Below are 18,023 nucleotides of genomic sequence, written 5' to 3'. Positions count from 1 at the left end.
CTGATGGCACAGTCAAATCTGCGCGTGGTGAAAGACGGCGACATGGACAAACAAAAAGCGCTTGAAGCGGCCCTGACTCAAATTGATCGCGCCTTCGGCAAAGGCTCGGTGATGAAGCTGGGCTCCAAGCCTGACCAGGATATTCAGGCGATCTCCACCGGCTCTCTGGGCCTGGATATCGCGCTGGGCGTGGGCGGCCTGCCGAAAGGCCGAATCGTCGAGATCTACGGCCCGGAAAGCTCCGGTAAAACCACGCTGGCGCTGCACACGGTGGCGGAAGCGCAGAAAAGCGGCGGCGTCGCGGCCTTTGTGGACGCCGAGCATGCGCTCGACCCGGTCTATGCCCGCAAGCTGGGCGTGGATGTGGGCGAGCTTCTGGTCTCCCAGCCTGACACTGGCGAGCAGGCGCTTGAAATCGCCGATACGCTGGTGCGCTCGGGCGCCATTGACGTTCTGGTGATCGACTCCGTGGCGGCCTTGACCCCGCGGGCGGAGCTTGAAGGCGATATGGGCGACTCGCTGCCCGGTCTTCAGGCCCGTTTGATGAGCCAGGCGCTGCGCAAGCTGACCGGCTCCATCTCCAAATCGAAATGCCTGGTGATCTTCATCAACCAGATCCGCATGAAGATCGGCGTGATGTTCGGCAGCCCCGAAACCACGACCGGCGGTAATGCGCTGAAATTCTACTCCACCGTTCGGCTGGATATCCGCCGCATCGGCGCGCTGAAAAATCGCGATGAAGTGATCGGCAACCAGACCCGCGTCAAAGTGGTCAAGAACAAGGTGGCGCCGCCCTTCCGCGAGGTGGAGTTCGATATCCTCTATGGCGAAGGCATCTCCAAGACCGGCGAACTGCTCGATCTGGGGGTGAAGGGCAATATCATCGAAAAATCGGGCTCCTGGTATTCCCACGACTCCGAACGGATCGGGCAGGGCCGCGAGAATGCGCGCCAGTTCCTGCTCGACCATCCCGCGATCGCCGACAAGATCGAAGCCCAGGTGCGCAAGAACGCCGGTCTGATCGCCGAGGAATTGCTGGTCGGTCCCGGCGAGGATGATGACCTGGACGACGAGGCTACAGGCTAGTTCCGAGGGGGACGAACCGCATCCTTCACCGCCAAAACGGTGATGAATCTACAACGGGCGCTTGGCTTTGCCGGGCGCCCGTTCGTATATGGGGGTGAACCGACACCCAAAGGCCGCCGCATGAGCGGGCGACCGTCCTCTCAACGCCGCGCGCCAGCGCCCGGAGTGCATACATGACCGCCTTGCGCGATATCCGCCGCCAGTTTCTCGATTTCTTCGGCAAAGAAGGCCATGAGATCGTTCAGTCCGCGCCGCTCGTGCCGCAGGACGACCCGACCTTATTGTTTGTGAACGCCGGCATGGTGCCGTTCAAGAACGTCTTCACGGGCGCAGAAAAGCGCGATTATGTGCGCGCCACCAGTTCGCAGAAATGCGTGCGCGCGGGCGGCAAGCACAATGACCTCGATAATGTCGGGTATACGGCGCGCCACCACACCTTCTTTGAGATGCTGGGGAATTTTTCCTTCGGCGACTATTTCAAGGAACAGGCGATCGAGTTCGCCTGGACCATGGTCACCAAGGAATTCGGCCTGCCCAAGGACAAGCTCCTAGTCACGGTCTATTCCGAAGATGAAGAAGCGGCGGCGCTTTGGCGAAAGATCGCTGGCCTGCCCGACGAAAAGATCATCCGCATCTCCACCTCGGACAATTTCTGGTCCATGGGCGACACCGGCCCGTGCGGTCCGTGCTCGGAGATCTTCTTTGATCACGGCCCGGAGATCTGGGGCGGCCCTCCCGGCACGCCGGAAGAGGATGGCGACCGCTTTATCGAGATCTGGAACCTGGTGTTCATGCAATATGAGCAGCAGGCGGGCGGCGAACGCATCAACCTGCCCAAGCCCTCCATCGACACCGGCATGGGGCTCGAGCGCATCGCAGCAGTGCTGCAGGGCGTGCACAACAATTATGATGTGGACCTGTTCAAGACCCTGATCAACGCCTCTGAAGAGGCGTTGAAGGTGAAGGCTGAGGGTGATGCGCTGGCGAGCCACCGCGTCATTGCAGACCATTTACGCTCCACCTCCTTCCTGATCGCGGATGGCGTGACGCCGTCCAATGAAGGCCGGGGCTATGTGCTGCGCCGGATCATGCGCCGCGCCATGCGCCATGCGCACCTTCTGGGCGCCAATGAGCCGGTGCTGTTCGGTCTTGCGAAAACCCTGTCTGACGAGATGGGCGAAGCCTTCCCCGAATTGCCGCGCGCTCTGCCGGCGATTGAGGAGACATTGCGCGGCGAGGAAGAACGCTTTCAGCGCACGCTGGGCCGCGGCCTGACGCTTCTGGAAGAGGCGACGGCTGACCTTAAAGAGGGCGATGCCCTGCCAGGGGAAACCGCGTTCAAGCTGTACGACACTTACGGCTTCCCGCTGGACCTGACCGAAGACGCCCTGCGCACGCGGGGGCTGAGCGTGGATCAGGCCGGGTTTGACGCCGCCATGGAGCGTCAGCGCTCTGATGCGCGCGCCAGCTGGAGCGGGTCGGGCCAGGCCGCGCCGGAGGCGCTCTGGTTCGCGGTTCGCGATCGTCTGGGCGCGACGCAGTTCACCGGGTATCAGAACCATGACGGCCAGTCTGAATTGACTGCGATCGTCGCGGACGGGGCGGAGCAGTCTGAGCTGGCTGAGGGCGCAGGCGCCGAGCTGATCTTCAAATCCACGCCGTTTTACGCTGAGGGCGGCGGTCAGATCGGGGATGCGGGCGTCATCACGTTTGACAATGGCGCCGTGTTCACCGTCACCGACGTGCAAAAACGCGCAGGCGAGATTTACGCTCATATCGGCGTGCTGGAGCATGGCGCGATCAAGCTGGGCGATACGGCGGCCCTGAAGGTGGACGCTGAACGCCGCACGAAAGTCCGCGCCAATCACTCCGCCACCCACCTTCTGCACGCCGCTTTGCGAGACGTGTTGGGACCGCATGTGACCCAGAAAGGGTCATATGTGGGACCGGACCGGTTGCGGTTCGACTTCGCCCACGCCAAGGCGCTGAGCGAAGCGGAGACCGCCGCCATCGAAGCGCAGGTCAATGCCGTGATCCGTCAGAACGCCGACGCGAAGATCGCCGAAATGACGCCGGAGAAAGCGATTGAGGCGGGCGCGCTGGCCTTGTTTGGCGAGAAGTATGGCGACACCGTTCGCGTGCTCGCCATGGGCGACTCTCTGAAAGACGACGACAAGGCCTATTCGGTCGAGCTTTGCGGCGGCATCCATGTGGACCGCACCGGTGATATCGCCCTGTTCAAGATCGTGGGCGAAAGCTCGGTCAGTTCGGGCGTGCGCCGTTTGGAGGCCCTGACCGGCGAGGCGGCGCGCCAATGGCTGGAAACCGAAGCCAACAAGGCCAAGGTCGCAGCCTTGTCGCTGAAAGTGCCGACCCATGAGCTGGTGGACCGGGTCGCTGCGCTCCAGGCCGAACGCAAGACGCTGGAGCGTCAGCTCGCTGAAGCCAAGAAGCAGCTCGCCATGGGCGGGGGCGGCGCTGCAGCGCCGGCCGGTCCGGAAGAGATCAATGGCGTGAAGCTGATCGCCCGCGTGGTCGAGGGCGTCGGCGGCAAGGATCTGCGCGGCCTGGTGGATGAAGCGCGCAAGCAGATGGGCTCGGGCGTCGCGGCGTTTGTCGGCGTCAATGAGGGCAAGGCGGCGCTCGCCGTGGGCCTGACCGATGACCTGGTCGGCGCGATGAGCGCGGTGGATCTGGTGCGCGCCGCAGTGGGCGCCGTGGGCGGCAAGGGCGGCGGCGGCCGTCCCGATTTTGCTCAGGCGGGCGGACCTGACGGCGCCAAGGCCGAGGATGCGATCGCCGCGATCCGCACGGCGCTGGCGGGCTGATGGTCAAGCGAGCCAAACCGGGCGCGGATATTCAGATGACCGGCGACAAGGCGGTGGCGAAACAGATCGCCGCCGCCCGCGCCGCGTTCAACGCGGCCTTGTCTGCGCGTGACTTTGACGGAATCGCGCTGGCGCTGTGCGAAGAGTGCACGCTCGTGCCCGGTGATGACGCCGAGCTTATGGCGGGGCGCGAGGCGCAGCTTGCCGCCTGGCGGTCCATCATCAATCAGGCGCCCGATGTCAGCTATGTGCGCACGCCCATGCGTATTGATGTGGGCGAGGATGGCCTGCTGGCGGCGGAGACTGGACGCTGGAAAGGCCAATGGTCCGCCCAGGGGTTTGAAGTGCGCTATTCGGGCCGGTATTTCGCCAAATGGCGTCTGGATGGCGATGACTGGCGCGTCGCCTCGGAAGTCTTCGTGACCTTGAAGCGCGATGGCGGCCCCGTCAGCGTCTGAGTGTAAACGAGGCGGTTTCGCCGCACCATTTTGTACGCCTCGTTCATAAACCGTCTGGACTTTCCCGTTTAAGGTTAACCTGACGACCAATCAGGCGAACGGGGGTGAGTGATGGAACACGGGCATGGCTATGAAATCTGGCTGAAGGATGCGGTGGTCTTCCTGATCGCCGCGGGCGTCGTGGTCCCGCTCTTTCGCCTGTTCAAGCTCAGCTCCGTGCTTGGCTTTCTGATCGCCGGACTGGCGCTCGGCCCGTTCGCGCTTGGCGGTCTCGCCGAACGTTTTGCGGTGCTGGAATGGGTGACGATTTCAGAACCCGAAGCCGCCAAACCCTTCGCCGAGCTGGGCGTCTTGTTCCTGCTGTTCCTGTTGGGTCTGGAATTGTCCTTCCAGCGTCTCTGGCAATTGCGCCGCGCCGTGTTTGGCGCCGGCGGGCTGCAGGCGTTCGGCAGTGCGGCTGTGCTGGGCGTAGCCTGTTTTATCATTGGTCAGACCGCCCCGACGGCGCTGGTGATCGGCCTGGCGCTGGCTTTGTCCTCCACCGCCATCGTGATGCAGATCATGGCCGAGGAACGCCGCACTGCTGCGCCTGTGGGGCGCGCCTCGTTGTCGGTTCTGTTGATGCAGGACATTCTGGTGGCCCCCATCCTGATCCTTGTGGGCTTTCTCACGCGCGATTCCGGCGCTGATCTCGGCGCTGCTCTGCTCAGCGCCCTGTTTCAGGGCGTGTTGGCGCTGGCGTGGATCTTGTTGCTGGGCCGTCTGGTGCTGCGCCCGGTGTTTCGTCTGGTGGCGAAAGCGGGCGGACGCGACCTTCTGATGGCCTTGACGCTGGCGGTGGTGGTCGGCGCCTCCATGCTGACCGCAGGCGCCGGGTTGTCGCTGGCGCTGGGCGCGTTTCTGGCCGGTTTGATGCTGGGGGAGACCGAGTTCAAACATCAGGCCGAGATCGACCTTGAGCCCTTCAAGGGCCTGTTGCTGGGCGTCTTCTTTATGACGGTCGGCATGGGGCTCGACCTGGGCGCCGTGTGGCAGAATGTCGGGCTGGTGCTGGCCGGGCTTGTCGGCATGCTTATCGTGAAGGGGCTGCTGGTCTATCTGGCGTGTCGCCTGTTCGCCGGGGATCACCGACTGTCGCTGGAAGCGGCCTTTTTGCTGGCGCCGGCGGGTGAGTTTGCGTTTGTCATTCTCGCCACCGCCAATGCGGGCGATGTCATCCCTGCTGAAACCGCCACGATGGTCGCGGCCATCGCCGGGCTGTCCATGTTGCTCACGCCGGCCCTGGCTGCGATTGGCCGCAAGCTCGCGACCCGGAACGATGAAAGCGTGGGACAGACCGAGCTGCCCTCTGACCTGGTTGATCTGGAAGGCCATGTGATCATCGCCGGCTTCGGTCGTGTGGGCCGCACCATGGCGCGCGTGCTGGAGACCGAGAACGTCACCATGATCGCGCTCGACATGAACGCGGAGAAGGTCGCCAAAGGCCGTGAGGAAGGCTGGCCGGTGTTTTATGGGGATGCGGGCCGCGCCGAATTTCTGGAGCGGGCGGGCGCCGCACGCGCGGACATGTTCGTGGTCACCGTGGACGACGCGCAGAAAGCGTCTGACATGGTCCGGGCGGCGCGCAATCTTCGGCCTGACGCTTTGATCATTGCGCGCGGGCGCGACCGCCGTCATGCGGTGGAACTGGCCGCGGCCGGCGCCAGCCATGTGACGCTGGAAACTGCGGAAGCCGCGCTGCAGCTGGCGGGCCGGGCGCTCGAAGACCTGGGGCTATCCGCCGACATCGTCCGCGACCGTCTGGCGGCGGAACGCGAGGATGTCTACGCATCGGACGCGGTTTGACCGAACCGGGACGCAAAAAAAGGCCGGGCGAAGCGCCCGGCCTTTTTCGTTCAACGTATCAGCGCTGAGGCTTACACCTTGTCTTTCATCACTTCGGCGAAGCGCTCGGCCACGGTGTCCAGGAAGCCTTCGGTGGACAGCCAGCCCTGCTGGTCGCCGACCAGAAGCGCCAGGTCCTTGGTCATGTAGCCGGCTTCCACGGTGCCAATGATGGTCTGCTCGAGATCTTCTGCGAACTGAACCACCAGCTCATTGCCGTCCATCTTGCCGCGATATTTCAGGCCGCGGGTCCAGGCGAAGATCGAGGCGATGGAGTTCGTCGAGGTCTTCTCGCCGCGCTGGTGCTGGCGATAGTGACGGGTCACGGTGCCGTGCGCCGCTTCGGCTTCGACGGTTTTCCCATCCGGGGTCATCAGCACAGACGTCATCAGGCCCAGCGAGCCGAAGCCCTGCGCCACGGTGTCGGACTGCACGTCGCCGTCATAGTTCTTACAGGCCCAGACGAAACCACCCGACCATTTCATGGCCGCCGCGACCATGTCGTCGATCAGACGGTGCTCGTAGGTGATGCCCTTGGCGTCGAAATCCGCCTTGAACTCGGAATCAAAGACGGCCTGGAAGATATCTTTGAAGCGGCCGTCATAGGCTTTCATGATGGTGTTCTTGGTGGACAGATACACCGGCCAGCCGCGATCGAGGCCATAGCGCAGCGAGGCGCGGGCGAAATCCTTGATGGATTCATCAAGGTTATACATGCCCATGGCGACGCCGGAGCTCGGGAAGTCGAACACTTCATGGGTGATCGGCTCGCCGCCGTCCGCCGGCGTGTAGGTCAGGGTCAGCTTGCCCGGGCCCGGCACCAGCATGTCTGTGGCCTTGTACTGGTCGCCAAAGGCGTGACGGCCGATGACGATCGGCTTGGTCCAGCCCGGAACCAGGCGCGGCACGTTCTTGATCACGATCGGCTCGCGGAACACCACGCCGCCCAGGATGTTGCGGATGGTGCCGTTGGGCGAGCGCCACATTTTCTTGAGGCCGAACTCTTCCACGCGAGCTTCATCGGGGGTGATGGTCGCGCATTTCACGCCGACGCCGTAATGCTTGATGGCTTCGGCGGATTCAACCGTGATCTGGTCATCGGTCTCGTCGCGTTTTTCGATCGAGAGATCGTAGTATTTCAGGTCGATGTCCAGATAGGGCAGGATCAGCTTTTCCTTGATCAGCGCCCAGATGATGCGGGTCATCTCGTCGCCGTCGAGTTCGACGACCGGATTGTCGACTTTGATCTTGGCCATGAAGCGTATCTTCCGTGTTCTGTGGGCATGAGGTGTCGCACAAGCAAAATGCGACATGCCGCGTCGAGGGGTGGACGAATGTGTGGCGGGTGTCTAGCACCGCACCGCTGTAAGAGAAAGAGGGCGCCCGTGACTCAGTCAGACCCGACCTTGGTCGAAGCTCAGAACCCTGTCTTCATTCTGGTCGAACCGCAAATGGGTGAAAACATCGGCGCGGCCTGCCGGGTGATGGGCAATTTCGCGTTGCCGGAGTTGCGAATCGTCAATCCGCGCGATGGCTGGCCCAACCCCAAAGCCGAGACCATGGCCACGGACTCGCCCGTTCTCAAGCAGGCGCGCGTATTTGCGACGCTGGAAGAGGCGGTTGCGGATTGCCAGACGCTTTATGCGACCACGGCGCAGCCGCGCAGCATGGTCAAACCCGTGCATACGGCCCGCGCCGCCATGTCGGAGATCCGCGGGCATATTCAAGCGGGGCAACGGGTCGGTGTGTTGTTCGGGGCTGAGAAGTCCGGTCTGCCCAACACGGCGATCACGATTTCGAACGCCATCATCACCTTGCCGGTCGACCGCAACTTTTCATCGCTGAACCTCTCCATGGCCGTGGGCGTGCTGGCGCATGAATGGCGCGCGGGGGATCCGGCGCCCGCTGAGTTCAAACCGCTCGAAGACCGCGCCAGCGTGGCTGAGCTGCAAGGGCTTTACGCCCATCTTGAAGACGAACTTGATCGCGCGGGCTTTTTCTATCCTCCGGAAAAGACGCCGCTGATGATGCAGAACCTGATCAATATTTTTGCGCGCGGAGGGTTAACGCAGCAGGAGGTCCGGACCTTCCGCGGCGTGATCAAGGCGCTGGCCATCGGTCGAGGCAAGGCGAGGATCGAACGAGATTAGCCAAACAACCCATAAGGTTGTTGTTATGTCTATGCGCATCCTCTGGCGAGAACGCCTCTAACGGGAATGCGCGCAGGTGATTTACAATCCTGAGCCGAATTGGCGCCATGCTGTGAGCCTTGTGATGTGCTTACAGGGAGAGCACCGTGCTCAAAAATTTATCGCTGAGAACCCAATTATTTGGCGGGTTCGGTATGATGGCTTTCATCGTCATTGTCATGGTCGTGGCGGGGTTTGTATTCGCTACCGCCAGTGGAGCGAATTTTGCACGCTTCCGAACCATGTCGCAGGCGTCCGTCGATGTGGCGGACATTCAGGAGGCGGTCGCCAGCTTCCAGAACGACACTTATGTCTATCGGGTGACCGGCGACCCCGCCATGGCGGAAAACGCCTGGAGCAAGCGCGAACAGCTCAACACCGGCATCGTCGCCGTCCAGACCCGGTTAAGCAATAATGAGGTGCGCGAGGATCTCCAACGTGTTGAGGAGTTCGGTGATCGATACGCTGAAGCGTTCGAACAATACATCACACGCCGGCAGCTTCTGGACGGTGAGATTTCATCCCTGACTGATTTCGAAGACCGTCTGCTGGGGCAGCTGGGCGATACGCTCGCCGTCGCCGAGATGATGGGCGCCGACCAGTCCATGCTGATGATGGCGGAGGCCATCCGTTCTCTTCTGCAAGCTCGGTATTACGGCCGCCGGTCGCTGACGGAAGGCTATGGAGCGAGTTTTGATCGCGCCCAGTCCGAACTCGAGATGCTCAACACCATGTTGAACCGGGTCTTGCGATCGGACGAGGAGATCATGCACAGCGCGGTGCAACCCATTCATGACGATGTGCAAGCCTATTCGGCGCGTTTTGAGGCGGCTGTGGGCATCACAGAGCAGCTAAACTCGCTGGCGCAAAACGAGCTCGATCAGCTCGGTCCCCAGATGGCCGGCGCCGTCAATCTCGTGGTCGACGATGTGGTCGACCTGCAATCGCAGGTCGGCGATGAAATCGAAGCCGCCTTCACCCAGCAAAAGCTCGTGAGCACGGCGTTGGGTGTTTTCGGCCTGGCGCTTGCGGTGCTGGGGGCGTTCATGGTCGTTCGTCTGATCATGTCCAATATCGGCGCCGTGGTCAGCGGCATCGCCCGCGTCCGACAGGGCGAGCTTGAGTTTCACGTTGAAGGCGTCGATCGCAAGGACGAGCTGGGCGATCTGTTCCGCGCCGTGGATGAGTTGCGCAGGGGTGAGATCACTCGCATCCGGATGGAGAGCGAAGCCTTGGTCGCCAGCAAGGAGCGTGAAGCGCGCTCTCAGGCGACCCATGAGGCGATCGACGTGTTCCGCGTCAAGGTTGAGAGCATTCTGAAAATCCTGGCCGAGCGCACCCATGAGATGCGTCACACGGCCGGTCGCCTGAATTCGCAAGCGACTTTCGCGAATGAACAGGCCAAAACTGCGGACGGCGCGGCGGGCGAGACCGCAAATAGCGTTGAGACCGTGGCGGCGGCGGCCGAAGAGCTCTCAAGCTCGATCCAGGAAATCGCCCGACTGACTGAAAGCGCGTCTCACAAGGTCAGCGATGCCGGCCAGCGCTCGCAAAGCTCGGTGGATCAGATCGAGGCGCTCGCGGATCGGGTGTCGAGCATTAATGACGTGATCGACCTGATCAACGATATCGCCGAACAAACCAATCTGCTGGCGTTGAACGCCACGATCGAGGCGGCGCGCGCCGGTGATGCGGGCAAAGGGTTCGCCGTTGTGGCCAGCGAGGTGAAAGACCTGGCGGAACAGACCAGCAAGGCTACCGAGACTGTGGCGAGCCTTGTGAAAGACATCCAGGGCTCCATGTCCGGCTCCGTCGAGTCCATTCGCGGAATCGCCAAGATGAGCGAGGAGATCAACGAAGCCACCGCCTCCATCGCCAGCGCCATCGAGGAGCAGGGCGCAGCGACGCGGGAAATCTCACAAAGCACGTCGCGGGCGGCGGAGAGCACGACGACCCTGGCGAAAGGGGTGCGCGATGTGGGCGAGGCCGTGGCGGAGACGGAAAGCGCGGCGGGCATGCTGGAGACCACCTCGGACGCCTTCACCAGCCAGTCGGATACGCTGCGTGAGGCGGTCGAGATGTTCTTTGAGGCTATCAAGGAAGGTCCGCTGGATCGGCGTGAGGGCGAAGACCCATCCTATCGCGGACCTGAGCGGCGCAAGGGCCGGCAAGGTGAGGCCGAAATCTCCACCGCCGCCTGATTTTCGGGGCAGGACAGACGCCAGGCCGTCCTCTCATGTCGGGAGGGCGGCCTGAGCGTTTGAGGAGCCGCGCCGCTGCACATGGTATCCAGACGGATCGTTATCCTTTAGTGAGGAGAGGTTTGAAGGATCTGCCTGAAGTTTCATGGCCCAGACTGAATTTCATCTCTCGCAAGCGCTGCGTGACCTTATCCGCCGGTCCGGACGCTGGTCGCCGCCGGATTGGATTTTTCTGCCTGCATCGGCTCTGGTGTTGGCGGGGCTTGTCGCGTTGGCGCTCAATATACGGCCAGGCGCGGTGGATGCCGTTGTCAGCGACACCCAGTTCATCATGGAAGGTGAGGCGCTTGGTCAGCTCATTCCCGGTCCGGGCACGCGCTTTGAGTTGACGATTGGTCCTGCGGGAGAGCCTCTGGCGCGGTTAAGCGCGACAGCGTCTTTTGATGCTGCGGGTATGTTGTCGGCGGGCGTCGGCGCGGCTTTACCCACTGAATGGGAAGAGAACGCCATAGGCCGGATCGTCCGGCTGGAGGTCGAGGCCCAGGCCGCTCCCGACACGCGCATTGACCAAGTCCGGTTAGGATATTTCACGGTCGGTTATGGTGATTCCGAGCGGACCCTGAAACCTGTGAGCCCATCATGGAGCACGGTCGGCATTTGCTATCAGGTGGCGCCGACGGCGCAGGCGAACGGCGTGGAATGGCTGGGCATCTGGCCAGGTGACGCCGGGGATGGCGAGGCTGTTCTGGTCCGGTCCATCCGCCTGACCCTTGAGCCGCAAGGGGATACCATGGCGCAGTGTGAAGCGCGCCTGTCCTCCGCTTAGTCGCAGGTGCGGACATGCAGCTCTGGCGCATTCTTCTCTTCACAATCAATCTGGTTCTGGGACCGGCCCGCAGCCGCCTCCTGCTAGGCGTCTTCCTGGCGGGGCTGGGCTATGTGCTGTTTCTACCGGCCTTCGAGGGGCGTGACGAAGTTCAGCAGCTTGAAGCGCTGATCCAGTTTTCTCAAACAGGCGCCGTCAGGGTGTCTGAAGACGCGCCGTTTCCAGCAGAGTTTTCGACCCATGACGGGCCCTGGCCAGCGTCCTGGGTGAGCGCGTCACGCCCGGGTTATGCGAGCTGGGCCATGATGCGTACGGGTGCTGATGATGTGGAGACGGGGGACGACGCCTCCGTGCAACCCTCATCGTCCGCCGCTTTTCACGCTCGACCGCTCACGCTTGTGGTGCTGGCGCCCGTTCGTGCGTTGGTGTCGGACTGGAGCTGGCGCGCGCAGGTCCGGCTCTACCGGCTGATCCTGTGGTCGGCGGCCATGTTGGGGTTCGCTCTGGCGGTCGAAGCGGCCTTTCGGAGCGGTTTGCTCAATGAGCATGGCGCCGTGATCATGGCGGCCTGGCCCTTCATGTTTCCCCAGTTTTTCGCGCAGATGACGTCTGTGGGAGGCGATGCGCTGGGCTTGTGTTGCGCGGCGTTCGCCTGCGCGGCCTTCATGACCTTGTCGCGACGCAATGACTTGCCCGCCAGCCTGGGGCTGGGCTTGGCCCTGGGGCTGGGGGGTTGGGCCAATACGCTTCTGGTGACGCTCTGGCTTGGACTGGCGTTGTATCTCGGCTGGCGTAGTTGGCGGCTTCACAGAGCGCATGCACTGGATGGGGAGTGGCTGGTCTTGCGTGTGTTCGCGCTGAGCCTCGCGCTGCTGATCGCGACGGGATGGGTTGTCTATGCCGTGTTCAGTTCGGGGCCCAGCGAGATGGCCCCTGTGCTCGGGCCGGGTTTTGCTGAGCGCTTATGGGACACGATTGCGACGTTTTCCGCAGATGGCGGAGCTTCGGAGATATTGCCTGGTCCAGGCTGGCGTCTGATCTCATTAGGGCTGCTGGTCGTGATTCTGGCGCGGTGGGAGCTGAACTGGCGCGCTTTGCCGCCGCTGGCGCAGGCGCCGGCCTTCATCCTGCCGGTCTTCACGCTCAGCGCCTTGCTGCTGGGGCTTCAGGGATATGCGTCGGGCTTTGGCGACCTTCACATGCTGGCGGCATTTCTGGGGGTGGCGACGGCGCTGTGTTGCCGCACATCCGGGTTGGCGATGGCTTTGGTCGTGCTGGGGCTGTCGGGCGCGTTGGCTCAGGGCTTGTTTCAGGCGTCGGTGTTTTCAGGGTGTGCGGTCTATGACCCGCAGCTGGGGCGGTATGGCTATGAGGGCGCGCGCTGCGTGCTGGATCTGGATGCGCTGGGCGCTGTCAGCGCGCCGCTTGCCGCCGTGAAAGCGTTGATGATCGGCGGTTTGAGCGCCGCCAGCGCGCTGTTCACCCTTTGGAGACAGTCCGCGAGACAGCGCGAATATTGACTCCGCCCCGGGGTTTGCTCATAACCCGCGCTTCCCTCGCTCGCCGGCTTGCCGGACGAGCTTTGTTTTCATGGCAACGGACGACGCGTGGACCGCCGTTTCAATTGCTCTGGCTGAGGGATCAGAGCCGGGCCGCGTCGAGAAGGAAAGACTATGTCGAAGCGTCATTCACAGAAATACAAAATTGATCGCCGCATGGGCGAAAACATCTGGGGCCGCGCCAAGTCCCCGGTGAACAAACGCTCCTACGGCCCGGGTCAACACGGCCAGCGCCGCGCCGGCAAGCTGTCTGACTTCGGTCTGCAGCTGCGCGCCAAGCAAAAGCTCAAAGGCTATTACGGCAACATCACCGAGAAGCAGTTCAAGCGCATCTACACTGAAGCGCAGCGCCTGCGCGGCAACACCGCCGAAAACCTGATCGGTCTGCTGGAAAGCCGTCTGGACGCGATCGTGTATCGCGCCAAGTTCGTGCCGACCGTCTTCGCCGCACGCCAGTTCGTCAACCACGGCCATGTTCGTGTGAACGGCAAGCGCGTCAACATCGCGTCCTACATGGTCAAGCCGGGCGATGTGGTCGAAGTGCGCGAAAAGTCCCGCTCCATGGCGCTGGTACTTGAAGCACTGGGCAGCCCGGAACGTGACGTGCCGGATTACCTTGATCTCGACGCCAAGGGCATGAAAGCCACCTACACCCGCAAGCCGGACTTCAATGAAGTGCCGTACCCGGTGAAGATGGAACCGAACCTGGTCGTCGAATTCTACTCCTCGTAATTTTTCGGGGACGACGAGACAGAAAAGCCCGCTGCATCGCAGCGGGCTTTTTCTTTGACCGTATCACTTGAAAACCCGCCTCCAGAGGGAGGCGGGTTTTCTCGGTCAGGTGCGGCGGGCAGGGGCTTACGCCTCCACCAGGCCCTTGTCTTTCATCAGCTGTTGCAGCTCGCCGGCTTCAAACATCTCCTTGATGATGTCGCAGCCGCCGACAAATTCGCCCTTCACGTAAAGCTGGGGGATGGTCGGCCAGTCTGAATACGCCTTGATGCCTTCGCGCACGGCGTGGTCTTCCAGCACGTTCACTGCGGCGTATTCCACGCCCACATGATCAAGCACGCGGGCCACCACCGACGAGAACCCGCATTGCGGGAAGGTGGGGGTGCCCTTCATGAACAGGACCACGTCATTGTCTGTGACGGCTTTCTTGATCGCTTCCTGGGTCTCGGCGTCGGACATGGAGAGGATTCCTTATGGTTCGTCTTGGCCCTAAGATGGGGGGCGGAGCGGCGAGTTTCAATTGCTGGCCGATGCGCTAGTCCGGCGCACGGGTTTCCAGCGCCAGCGCGTGCAGTTCGCCACCCATGCGGCCTTTCAGCGCCGCATAGACCATCTGGTGCTGTCGCACGCGGGGCAGGCCGGCGAACGCTGGCGAAACCACCACAGCCTTGTAATGGTCGCCATCCCCGGCGAGATCGGTGATCTCGACCTCGGCGCCGGGAACGCCTTCCTTGATGAGACTGACAATGTCTTCCGCATTCATGGGCATGGCGTCTCTCCTGCGCAGTGCTAGTCTGAGCCATACCATCACACCGGGCGTGCCCGGAACCCTGACTTTCACAGAGATAATACGGAGATCCGCCCATGTTGCTGTCCGCTTTGCTTCTGACTACCGCTCTGGCCGCTCCCGCCGCCTCTGATTGTGCAGGTCTGGAGCCGGCCCCCTGGGCGGATCTGTGCGTCATCAGTTCAGATGAGATGAAAGGCCGGATGGTCGAGAGTGAAGGCAATGCGCGGGCGCGCGCCTATATCATCGACCGCCTGACCGAGATCGGCGTTCAGCCGGCGGGCGACAGCTTCGAGCAGCCCTTCAGCTTTGAGCGCGCCATTGATTTTCGCGATGAGAACTCGCCCAGAGAAACCATCAACGCTGTGAACGTCATCGGCGTCATTCCTGGCCGCGACCGCAGCCGCGCCATCGCAGTGACCGCACATTATGACCATGTGGGGCAAACCGAAGGCGGCGAGATTTTCAACGGCGCTGACGATAATGCGTCCGGCGTGGCGGCGCTCCTGGCGGTGGCGGCGCATTTCATCGCCAATCCACCCGAGCATGACATCCTGATCATGGCGTTTGATGCGGAAGAGGGCGGCTTGCGCGGCGCACGCGAAGTGGTCGCCAATCCGGTCGAAGGCGCGGCTCCGGTCGCTTTCAACCTCAATTTCGACATGCTGGGCTATAGCCCCGACAATGATATCTGGGCGGCGGGGCCCTACCACACGCCTGCGCTGCACCCGATCGTGGAGGCCGTGGCGCAGGAGGCGTCGATCACGCTGGCGGCGGGCTATGACCAGCCTGACGGCGATCCACGCAATGACTGGACGCTGTTGTCAGACCAGGGCGCGTTCCACGCCGCCGGCATCCCGTTTCTCTATCTCGGGGTGGAGGATCACGAGCATTACCACCAGACCACAGACGAGTTTGAAACCATCAATTCCGAGTTCTTCCTGGGGGCGGTGAGCGTGGCGATCGAGCTGGCCGAGCGCATTGATGCGGACCTTGGGTCTGTTCTGGGCGAGGCAGGCCAACCCTAGCGAAAAGCCAAGTGATTGACGCGCCGCAATATTTGCGGCGCGTCATTAAATCATAACAAAAATAAACAGTGTTTACTTTTCAAAGTGCGGTGAGGTCCCTATCTATACGCCACAAACGCGGGCGTATAGGCATGCTCGGGTTTCATCAGGGAGATGGATATGTCCACCGCACTTCGTACTGTTTTCGCTGGCGCAGCACTCGCAATCGCCGCTTTCGGTTCCGCTCAGGCCCAGGACTGTCCGTCCGAGCCGATGTTCGCTGGCATGTCCGGCCCGAACTCTGACGTGCGCCAGTCTGCGCGCCGCATCGATCAGGGCGACTGGCGCAACGCCGCTCACTTCGCCTCCGAGGCGCTGGAATCCGGCACCTCGAACCGCAACAAGAACGCCGCTGCGGTCAATCTGTGCGCCGCGCTCGCCAATGAAGGCGATGCGGGCACGGCGGACGCTTGCGCCAACGCTATCGAGCGCAATCCGGAAGGCTGGGAAGCCTACACCAACCGTGGCGGCGCTTACTGGCTCGCCGGTGATCGCGCTTCAGCCGCCGCTGACTTTGCGCGCGCCGCCGAGCTTGGCGCCGGTGAAGATGCGGTTGCGCACAACTCTGCTCTCGCGCAGTGCCAGAACTAGGCTGCTGAGACGCCGACATGAAAAAGGCCGGAGCAGATGCTCCGGCCTTTTTTGTGTGCTCAGTCGCCCGTCTTATTCAGCGACGCGCGCTTCGGGTTCGCCATCCATCAGGGCCGGCATGAAGCCTTCATGAGCCTGTTTGAGGCGGATCAGATCCACCGCATGGCCGCCATTGATGGAGATGAAGCGGCCACCCGCGAGGCCCACGACCTCGACCGGGACATTCGCGGTCTTGGCGTTTGCACGGATCGTTTCGGCGTCTGACGCGTCAGCGGCGATCAGATAACGGCCCTGATCTTCGCCGAACATCCAGGCGAAGGCCGGCAGGCCGCCCGTATAGGCGAGCTTGATCCCGACGCCCGCCGCCATCGCCATATCGGCGGCGGCGCAGGCCAGGCCGCCGTCTGACAGGTCGTGGACGGCCTTGGCGTGACCGGCGCGGATGGTCTGGCGGACAAAGTCGCCATTGCGCTTTTCAACCGCCAGGTCCACGCGCGGCGACGCGCCTTTTTCCTGGTTCTCGATCTCACGCAGATAGATCGAGGCGCCCAGCTCGCCGCGGGTTTCCCCGACCAGCAACAGCACCTGGCCTTCTTTCAGACCGCCATAGCCCATGCGCTGGGCGATGTCGGGGATCAGGCCCACTGCGCCCACAGCCGGGGTCGGCGGAATGGCGACGCCGTCGGTCTCGTTATAGAGCGAGACGTTTCCGGACACGACGGGGAAGTCGAGCGCCTTGCACGCTTCAGCCATGCCTTCCACGCACCCCACGAACTGACCCATGATTTCGGGGCGTTCGGGGTTGCCGAAGTTCAGGCAGTCGGTGATGGCGATGGGATCAGCGCCGACGGCGGTCAGGTTGCGCCAGGCTTCGGCCACCGCCTGCTTGCCGCCTTCAAACGGATCCGCGAAGCAATAGCGCGGGGTGCAGTCGGTGGTGATCGCCAGCGCCTTTTGCGTGTCGTGCACGCGCACGATGGCGGCGTCGGACGGATCTTCCGAGCTGGCGGCGGTGTCGGCCATGACATGGCGATCATACTGACGCCAGATCCAGCGCTTGGACGCCATGTCCGGGCTGCCCATCAGGCTCGCCAGCACTTCGCCCAGATGTTCAGGCTGGTGCAGCTCGCGCGGATCGATGGAGCCGCGCGCCTCGGCGGGGAACCAGGGGCGGTCGTATTTCGGCGCGTTCTCGCCAATGGGATCGAGCGGCAGGTCGCAGACGACCTCGCCTTTGTGACGCAGCACAAGACGGCCATGAGGCGCGGTCTTGCCGATGGTCGCCACATCCAGATCCCATTTGCGGAAGATACGCTCGGCTACATGCTCGCGTCCCGGCTTGATGATGATCAGCATCCGTTCCTGGGATTCTGACAGCATCATCTCATAGGCAGTCATGTTCTCTTCGCGCTGGGGCACGTGATCGAGATCAAGCTCGATCCCGAGCCCGCCCGAAGACGCCATCTCCACCGACGAAGACGTTAGGCCAGCCGCGCCCATGTCCTGGATCGAGCTGATGGCGTCTTCGCTCATCAGCTCCAGGCAGGCCTCGATCAGTTTTTTCTCGGTGAAGGGATCGCCCACCTGAACGGTCGGGCGGTTCTCTTCCGAGCCTTCGCCGAACTCCGCCGACGCCATGGTGGCGCCGTGAATGCCGTCGCGGCCGGTTTTCGCGCCCACATAGAGCACGGGGAATTCAGGCTCACGGGCGGCGGCGGTGAAGATCTTGTCGGCATCGGCCAGGCCCACAGCCATGGCGTTCACCAGGATGTTGCCGTTATAGCCCTTGTCGAAATTGGTCTCGCCGCCCACCGT

General features: G+C 62.6%; 15 protein-coding genes. 11 read left to right on the top strand and 4 right to left on the bottom strand.

Annotated features, from left to right (window positions below):
- Positions 1-3: 3 nt before the first annotated feature.
- The 4 genes from recA (at position 4) to B3M53_RS12235 (ending at position 6,217) form a co-directional block, all read left to right on the top strand.
- On the top strand, positions 4-1,086 hold the full coding sequence (recA, locus tag B3M53_RS12250; protein WP_022699954.1) for a recombinase RecA: 1,083 nt from the start codon (positions 4-6) through the stop codon (positions 1,084-1,086).
- Between the two features lie 173 nt (positions 1,087-1,259).
- Entirely contained in the window at positions 1,260-3,914 is a 2,655-nt protein-coding gene (gene alaS, locus B3M53_RS12245) for an alanine--tRNA ligase (protein WP_286800478.1), read from the top strand.
- Entirely contained in the window at positions 3,914-4,372 is a 459-nt protein-coding gene (locus tag B3M53_RS12240; protein ID WP_273019335.1) for a YybH family protein, read from the top strand. The genes alaS and B3M53_RS12240 overlap by 1 nt, the downstream gene beginning before the upstream one ends.
- Positions 4,373-4,483: 111 nt before the next feature.
- Positions 4,484-6,217 carry a cation:proton antiporter gene (locus tag B3M53_RS12235; RefSeq protein ID WP_273019336.1) on the top strand — a complete coding sequence of 578 codons (1,734 nt, stop codon included), beginning with the start codon at positions 4,484-4,486 and terminating at the stop codon, positions 6,215-6,217.
- Between the two features lie 71 nt (positions 6,218-6,288).
- Here B3M53_RS12235 and B3M53_RS12230 read toward each other — a convergent pair whose 3' ends face one another.
- Positions 6,289-7,512, bottom strand: a complete 1,224-nt coding sequence (locus B3M53_RS12230) for an NADP-dependent isocitrate dehydrogenase (protein ID WP_022699950.1) — start codon at positions 7,510-7,512, stop codon at positions 6,289-6,291.
- 129 nt (positions 7,513-7,641) lie between these two features.
- Here B3M53_RS12230 and B3M53_RS12225 point away from each other — a divergent pair, with 129 nt between their 5' ends.
- The 5 genes from B3M53_RS12225 (at position 7,642) to rpsD (ending at position 13,763) form a co-directional block, all read left to right on the top strand.
- Entirely contained in the window at positions 7,642-8,406 is a 765-nt protein-coding gene (locus tag B3M53_RS12225; protein ID WP_273019337.1) for an RNA methyltransferase, read from the top strand.
- A 146-nt stretch (positions 8,407-8,552) separates the two neighbouring features.
- Positions 8,553-10,646 (top strand): methyl-accepting chemotaxis protein, encoded by a 2,094-nt coding sequence (locus B3M53_RS12220; RefSeq protein WP_286800477.1) that lies wholly within the window; start codon positions 8,553-8,555, stop codon positions 10,644-10,646.
- A 145-nt stretch (positions 10,647-10,791) separates the two neighbouring features.
- On the top strand, positions 10,792-11,472 hold the full coding sequence (locus B3M53_RS12215) for a hypothetical protein (protein ID WP_273019339.1): 681 nt from the start codon (positions 10,792-10,794) through the stop codon (positions 11,470-11,472).
- Between the two features lie 14 nt (positions 11,473-11,486).
- Positions 11,487-12,992, top strand: coding sequence for a hypothetical protein (locus B3M53_RS12210; RefSeq protein WP_273019340.1), 1,506 nt, complete (start codon positions 11,487-11,489; stop codon positions 12,990-12,992).
- A 153-nt stretch (positions 12,993-13,145) separates the two neighbouring features.
- On the top strand, positions 13,146-13,763 hold the full coding sequence (gene rpsD / locus B3M53_RS12205; protein ID WP_022699945.1) for a 30S ribosomal protein S4: 618 nt from the start codon (positions 13,146-13,148) through the stop codon (positions 13,761-13,763).
- A 126-nt stretch (positions 13,764-13,889) separates the two neighbouring features.
- Here the strand turns inward: rpsD and grxD are convergent, their stop codons facing one another.
- A complete protein-coding gene (gene grxD, locus B3M53_RS12200; RefSeq protein WP_022699944.1) occupies positions 13,890-14,222 on the bottom strand; it encodes a Grx4 family monothiol glutaredoxin in 333 nt (110 codons plus the stop codon).
- A gap of 76 nt (positions 14,223-14,298) precedes the next feature.
- On the bottom strand, positions 14,299-14,532 hold the full coding sequence (locus B3M53_RS12195) for a BolA family protein (RefSeq protein WP_022699943.1): 234 nt from the start codon (positions 14,530-14,532) through the stop codon (positions 14,299-14,301).
- A 95-nt stretch (positions 14,533-14,627) separates the two neighbouring features.
- On the opposite strand from B3M53_RS12195, the gene B3M53_RS12190 reads away from it, so the two are divergent.
- Together B3M53_RS12190 and B3M53_RS12185 are read left to right on the top strand one after the other, a co-directional pair.
- The gene (locus B3M53_RS12190) at positions 14,628-15,578 is read left to right on the top strand and encodes a M20/M25/M40 family metallo-hydrolase (RefSeq protein WP_273019341.1); all 951 of its coding nucleotides are present in this window, start codon (positions 14,628-14,630) and stop codon (positions 15,576-15,578) included.
- Between the two features lie 159 nt (positions 15,579-15,737).
- The gene (locus tag B3M53_RS12185) at positions 15,738-16,208 is read left to right on the top strand and encodes a hypothetical protein (protein ID WP_160092282.1); all 471 of its coding nucleotides are present in this window, start codon (positions 15,738-15,740) and stop codon (positions 16,206-16,208) included.
- A 72-nt stretch (positions 16,209-16,280) separates the two neighbouring features.
- Here B3M53_RS12185 and purL read toward each other — a convergent pair.
- Positions 16,281-18,023 (bottom strand): phosphoribosylformylglycinamidine synthase subunit PurL (gene purL, locus B3M53_RS12180; RefSeq protein ID WP_286800476.1); only part of this gene is annotated, 1,743 nt, incomplete at its 5' end.

Source organism: Oceanicaulis sp. UBA2681, assembly GCF_002354675.1.
In the GTDB taxonomy this organism is placed as follows: Bacteria; Pseudomonadota; Alphaproteobacteria; order Caulobacterales; family Maricaulaceae; genus Oceanicaulis; species Oceanicaulis alexandrii.
The sequence above is the reverse complement of the archived record's forward strand: the minus strand, read 5'-3'. Positions and strand labels throughout refer to the sequence as shown.